Annotated in this window: 7 protein-coding genes and 1 tRNA gene; 4 read left to right on the forward strand and 4 right to left on the reverse strand. The window is 59.5% G+C overall.

The features are described 5' to 3' along the window. Positions 1-323: hypothetical protein (locus ACXJ5O_RS17505; RefSeq protein ID WP_457301000.1), on the reverse strand; the 323-nt coding region annotated here is incomplete at its 3' end. A 261-nt stretch (positions 324-584) separates the two neighbouring features. Beyond that, complete coding sequence (locus ACXJ5O_RS17510; RefSeq protein ID WP_457301001.1) at positions 585-1,928, reverse strand: aminotransferase-like domain-containing protein; 1,344 nt, start codon at positions 1,926-1,928, stop codon at positions 585-587. A 131-nt stretch (positions 1,929-2,059) separates the two neighbouring features. Here ACXJ5O_RS17510 and ACXJ5O_RS17515 point away from each other — a divergent pair, with 131 nt between their 5' ends. Both ACXJ5O_RS17515 and ACXJ5O_RS17520 read left to right on the forward strand, forming a co-directional pair. Beyond that, positions 2,060-2,338 carry a DUF1127 domain-containing protein gene (locus tag ACXJ5O_RS17515; RefSeq protein ID WP_457301005.1) on the forward strand — a complete coding sequence of 93 codons (279 nt, stop codon included), beginning with the start codon at positions 2,060-2,062 and terminating at the stop codon, positions 2,336-2,338. Positions 2,339-2,355: 17 nt separating this feature from the next. Beyond that, a complete protein-coding gene (locus ACXJ5O_RS17520) occupies positions 2,356-3,114 on the forward strand; it encodes a sulfite exporter TauE/SafE family protein (protein WP_457301006.1) in 759 nt (252 codons plus the stop codon). A 232-nt stretch (positions 3,115-3,346) separates the two neighbouring features. Here ACXJ5O_RS17520 and ACXJ5O_RS17525 read toward each other — a convergent pair. Next, positions 3,347-3,431, reverse strand: a tRNA-Leu gene (locus ACXJ5O_RS17525). Positions 3,432-3,691: 260 nt separating this feature from the next. Between ACXJ5O_RS17525 and ACXJ5O_RS17530 the strand changes: the two genes are divergently transcribed. Continuing rightward, positions 3,692-4,282 (forward strand): YqaA family protein, encoded by a 591-nt coding sequence (locus ACXJ5O_RS17530; protein WP_457301002.1) that lies wholly within the window; start codon positions 3,692-3,694, stop codon positions 4,280-4,282. 32 nt (positions 4,283-4,314) lie between these two features. Further along, positions 4,315-4,821: a disulfide bond formation protein B gene (locus ACXJ5O_RS17535; protein WP_457301003.1), complete on the forward strand. Its 507-nt coding sequence runs from the start codon at positions 4,315-4,317 to the stop codon at positions 4,819-4,821. A gap of 172 nt (positions 4,822-4,993) precedes the next feature. Here the strand turns inward: ACXJ5O_RS17535 and ACXJ5O_RS17540 are convergent, their stop codons facing one another. Beyond that, on the reverse strand, positions 4,994-5,515 hold the full coding sequence (locus ACXJ5O_RS17540; protein WP_457301004.1) for an HNH endonuclease: 522 nt from the start codon (positions 5,513-5,515) through the stop codon (positions 4,994-4,996). Positions 5,516-5,517: the final 2 nt, after the last annotated feature.

Here is a 5,517-nt window from a genome sequence, read left to right on the forward strand (position 1 = left end):
ATGATGTCCACGCCGTCTCCTGGAAAGACAGAAAAATGCGGGTGGTTTTCAAAGAGACGGGCGGCGGCCTCGATGGTCTCGGCCTCAACGACKATGTAGCCGCAGAAGGGATTGACGGCGTCGGCGATGCCGTCCTTTGTCACGCGCGTCGTCTTGCCGACCATGCCGCCACGATCGGGTAACGATGCGGCGTTCCTCGCCTCCCAGTCCACCCACTGCTTGAACCCGAGGGTGTCGATCGCGTCCTGATCCGGCTTGGGCAGGCTGCGAAAGCGGGCGAGGTCTTCGGGCTTCATGGTGTAGACAGCGAGAAAACGGGGCATGCGGCGGGCTCTTCGTGCTGGCAGAATGGTATTCTAGCCTAGCCTCTCTACTGGCCGAAGTCACTCGGCATTCGCACCGGTTAGATGTCCGCCGCCCATCTGCATCAGATCGGGAAGTCCGCTTGCGCAAAGTGGCCTCAAGCGAGGGAACGATCTCGAACGTTGTACCCCTTTTGCTCATGGCAGTCTTCCAATCCGCTCCGCTCAATGTGATCGCTATGCAGATCATTGATGTTGGTTCCTAGCACCATCGACACTTGCTCATTCTGTTGAGTCGAAATCGTCCTCTCTGGCATTCAGCATCGTGACCAGTGTGGAGAGGCCGATGTCGAGCTGGTCCATTGTCGGCGCCGCCAGCGCCAGCCGGACAGCGTTGGGTGCATGGCCGGGCGTGACGGCGAAGGTTGTCGAGGACGTGAGCGCGATGTCGCGTTTGGCTGCAGCAGCGACGAAAGCCTGCGAGCGCCAGTGCGGCGGCAGTGTCAGCCACAAATGATAGCATTTGCCGTTGGTCTGAATTTCGAAACCCGCAAGACGTTCGATTGCCAGTTTCTGGCGCGCACGCGCATCGAGACGTTTCAGTCTCGTCAGTTCGGCAATGGTGCCGTCGCCCATCATGCGCTCCGCGGCGGCGAACGCAAATCCTGATGCAGTCCATCCGCCCGAACGCACGGAGGCCGTCACACTTTCGCGCAAACGCGGCGGCGGCACGATGAAGCCCAGCGTCAGGCCCGGCGCGACCTTCTTGGAGAGGCTGTCGACGACAATACAGGTGTCCGGCGCGAGTGCCGCGAGCGGCGGCGCGTCGTCGAGGAAACCGTAGACATTGTCCTCGATGACCGGTAGGCCGAGACCTTCGACAACGCGCAGGAGATCGGCCCGGCGCGCCGCATTCATCGTCATGCCCAACGGGTTCTGGACCGACGGTTGAATGTAGACGGCCGAAAGATGCGCCTCATGGTGCGCCTTTTGCACCGCGTCAGGCCGTACGCCGCCTTCGTCCATCCCCAGCGGCACCAGCACAATGCCGAGCCGGGCGGCGATGCCCTTGATGAAGGGGTAGGTCAGCGCCTCCACACCGCAGCGACCGCCTGTCGGAACGACTGCGGCGAGCGCCGCGGCTATGCTCTGCCGGCCGTTGCCGGTGAACACGAGCTGTTCGGGGGCGGGGGACCAAGCGCCCTGCGACAGGTATGCGGCCGCGATGCTGCGTATTGCCGGTGTTCCGACGCTGGTGGCCTGTCGCAAGGCGCCATCGAGCGCGGCAGGCTGCTCCATGCCTTTCAGGGCTTTCGCGACGATTGCGGTCTGGTTGGGGGGCATCGGATAGTTGAACTCAAGGTCGATGCGGACGGTGCGCGGTTCAGCCAGCGCTGCCGCGCCGCGCCTGGCATCGCCGGAGATGAAGGTGCCCCTGCCGACTTCGCCGACGACGAGACCGCGGCGCAACAGCTCCGTGTAGACGCGGCTTGCTGTGGAGACGGCGATCTTACGCTCATAGGCAAAGCTGCGCTGGGGAGGCAGGCGGTCGCCCGGCCTGAGCGTGCCGTTGGCAATTTCCGCGGCGATCGTGTCAGCCAGCCCCAGATATTCGGATTTCGCCATTATATTGCTCCGAGTACAATGTTTCAATTGCACCGAGGACGGTATCGGAACATATTGTCTGCGYCAACCGGATTGCACCGGAATTGTTAAGGTCTGCGGAACAAGGCAGCGGCCGCGCTGAACAAGCGCTGGTGCCGACGGCGCAGTATTGCCGCAGCGCAACATCTGGAGGTCAAAATGTTTGCAACCCTTTCAACCACCCCCACGCGTTTGACAAAGCGCCCGGTAACACCACTTCGGATTTTCAGCGCCTGCTGGGAGAACATCGCCCGTATAGCACCCATCGCGCGGCGATTGCGCACCTTCGCGAGCTTGACAACAGCGCCCTGCGGGACATCGGTCTGACGCATTCGCAGATCGACGCGGCTGTGCACGGCTTCATGACTGATCCTGAACGGGCGAGGATATAATGACCTCCCCTGTTACGCTGGAGCTCACGGCCGCCACAATCCTCGTCGCCTTTGCTGGCGTGTTCCTGATCAGCTTCATGCGAGGCGCCTTCGGTGGCGGATTTGCCATTGTCGGCATTCCGCTGCTGTCGATCGTCATGGACCCGGTCACCGCCGGCGGACTGCTCGCGCCCCTGTTCATCGCAATGGATCTGTTCGCGCTGCGCTACTGGAAGCCCTCGACCTGGTCGCGGCCGGACCTTGTGCTGCTGGTGCCGGGGCTCGTTGTCGGCATCGGTTTCGGCTACGGGTTGTTCCGCTTTCTCGACCACCGGGCCATCGCGATCCTGATGGCGGTGATCACCCTCGTATTTGTCGGCCTGTGGTTTTTCAGGGGCGGCGAGGTAACCACTCGCCCGCGTTCGACGCCGAAGGCGATCGCTGCCGGTCTCGGCTCGGGAGTGACCACGATGGTGGCGCATTCAGGCGGACCGCCGCTGGCGATGTATCTCTTGCCACTCGGCCTGAGCAAGGAAATCTACGCGGGAACAACGAGCATGTTCTTTACCGTCGGCAATGCGACCAAAGCGGTGCCGTGGCTGCTCCTGGTGCAGCCGACTGCCACTGTCTGGGCGCTGATGGCAGTTTGCCTCCTGGCTATCCCCAGCGGCGTCTGGCTGGGTTGGCGCCTCGACGGAAGGTTGGACCAACGCCAGACTTATCGCGCCTGCTATGGATTGCTGGTCCTGGTGGCGATGAAACTGTTGTGGGACGGCCTATCCGGCTATTTCGGGTGAATTAGCTGCAAAAGTCGCGTCTGAGGTTGTGACGGCGGATCTTGGCAACAAGGATGATCTCGCCAATGTCGAGAAGGTGCTTCGGACCGACGCAAGCATCCTATCTCGCCACCCCGGTAATTTTCTACCGTAGTCACGCAACACGACAGCAAATTGTTGACGGCGGATACAAAGGTGGATCGCAAGACCAGAGCAGCCCCATTTTGAAAAATTGCGATATTACCTTGAAAAGTGGTGCCCCCTGCCGGAATCGAACCAGCACTCCTTTCGGAACCTGATTTTGAGTCAGGCGCGTCTACCAATTCCGCCAAGGGGGCCGCAAGAGCGTCGGACATGGGTGAACCCACGACCGTGAAAAGCCAAATACATGCAGAGCCACCCTCCGGTCAACAGCAATAAGATGATTTCTTAAATGTAACACAGTCGTGTGTTGCGCTGCCCGCGCGAGATAAATAGAGGCGAATGGCCAGGACGACAGCCTTGGCAAAAATTGAGCGAAACGATTCCATTTGGCTGCGGTTTGCTCTAAAGATCACCCGACTTTTCAAAACCAGCCTCCCCCACAGGAACCGACTTGATGCTGCGCAGACTATACGATTGGACCATGTCTCTGGCTGCGCGCAAATCAGCGGAAGTCTGGCTTGCCGTCATCGCATTCATTGAAAGCTCGGTATTCCTTGTCCCCGCCGATGTGCTGTTCCTGCCAATGGCACTGGCGCGTCCGCAGCGCGCCTACCGCTATGCGCTGGTGGCAACCGTCGCGTCTGTCCTCGGCGGCATAGCGGGCTGGCTGCTCGGCTACTATGCCTATGAAACATTGGCGAAGCCGATCCTTGAAATGTATGGCAAGCTCGATGCCTTCGAACAATTGCGCGGTTCGACCAGCGCCGATGCGATCCTGCTCCTGCTCGTCACATCGGGCCTTGCCCACCTGCCGCCGATCAAGGTCGTGACGATCCTTTCCGGAGCGGCCGGGATCAATATCTGGCTGTTCATCATCTCGGCGGTGCTTGCGCGCGGGGCGCGCTTTTTCTTCCTTGCCTGGCTTTTGCGGCGCTATGGCGAACCCATTCGCCACTTCATCGAAAAACGGCTTGGCCTGATTGCAGGCGCAGCAGCGCTTGTCCTGATTTTGCTCTATGCGGTGTTCCATTACACCCAGTTGTGAACCGATCGCGTAAATAAGGACGTCAAGATATTATGACTGCTACAAACAATCCCATCCATTTCAGGACGGCTGTATTTCTCCTCCTCGCAATGATTTTCACGGTCGGCTCCGCGCTCGGTTTTCAATATATCGGCGGCTATCTGCCCTGCAAATTGTGCCTGGAACAGCGCTTTCCCTATTATGCCGGCATTCCGCTGATGGCATTGGCTGTTGTCTCGTCCAGCCTGAAATGGCCAGCAAGCCTTACACGTCTCCTGCTGGCACTTGGCGGGCTCCTCATGCTCATTGGCCTCGGCCTTGCCATCTTCCACGCCGGCGTTGAATGGAAGTTCTGGGCCGGACCGACGGATTGCACCGCAGTGTCCATGTCGATCACCACCGATGCGGGTAATCTTCTGAAGGATATGAACGCCATTCACCCGCCCGCATGCGATACGGCCGCGCTGCGCGTACTTGGCCTGTCCTTTGCCGGCTGGAATGCGATCGCCAGTTTGATCTTGGTGATCGTCGCTTTCCGGGGCGCAGCTAGGCCTGTCTAGCTGGTCTTTTCCCTTAGTCCAGGCGCAACGCAAAAAACCCTCTGAGAATTCAGCCTGATGGGTCAGCTGGTGTGGTTTTCGAGAACCGTAGCGCAGCGAATTTTTGGGTTGGTGAGCGACGGAAGCGCAGAAAACCGCATCAGATGGCCATCGGAGTGGATTGGCAGAGGTCTCAGGGTTCCAGCTCGACATCCCAGTACAGATAATCCATCCAGCTTTCGTGCAGATGGTTTGGCGGAAACAGCCGACCGTTATTGTGCAAATCATGCACTGTCGGCTCATAGGGCCTTTGCCGCGGCCACATTTTGGCACGGTTGGGCATCAGACCGCCTTTGCGAAGATTGCAAGGTGAACAGGCCGCCACGACATTCTCCCAAATCGTCTCGCCGCCGGCACAGCGCGGGATGACGTGATCGAAGGTCAAATCTTCTTCAGAGCCGCAATACTGGCATTCGAACCTGTCGCGCAGGAACACGTTGAATCGGGTAAAGGCAGGATTGCGCGAGGGTTTGATGTAAGTCTTGAGCGATACCACGCTGGGCAGCCGCATCGCGAAGGAGGGCGAGGAAACCTCGTGCTCGTATTCGGCGACGATGTTCACACGGTCAAGAAAAACCGCCTTGATCGCGTCCTGCCAGGACCAGAGCGACAAGGGGTAATAACTGAGCGGACGGTAGTCCGCATTGAGTACCAGAG

It is taken from the genome of Phyllobacterium sp. P5_D12, assembly GCF_054049495.1.

Excerpts from the sequence above, each read along its gene's own strand:
- ACXJ5O_RS17510 (WP_457301001.1), bottom strand. The coding sequence starts at position 1,928 with ATGGCGAAATCCGAATATCTGGGGCTGGCTGACACGATCGCCGCGGAA.
- ACXJ5O_RS17530 (WP_457301002.1), top strand. The coding sequence starts at position 3,692 with ATGCTGCGCAGACTATACGATTGGACCATGTCTCTGGCTGCGCGCAAA.
- ACXJ5O_RS17535 (WP_457301003.1), top strand. The coding sequence starts at position 4,315 with ATGACTGCTACAAACAATCCCATCCATTTCAGGACGGCTGTATTTCTC.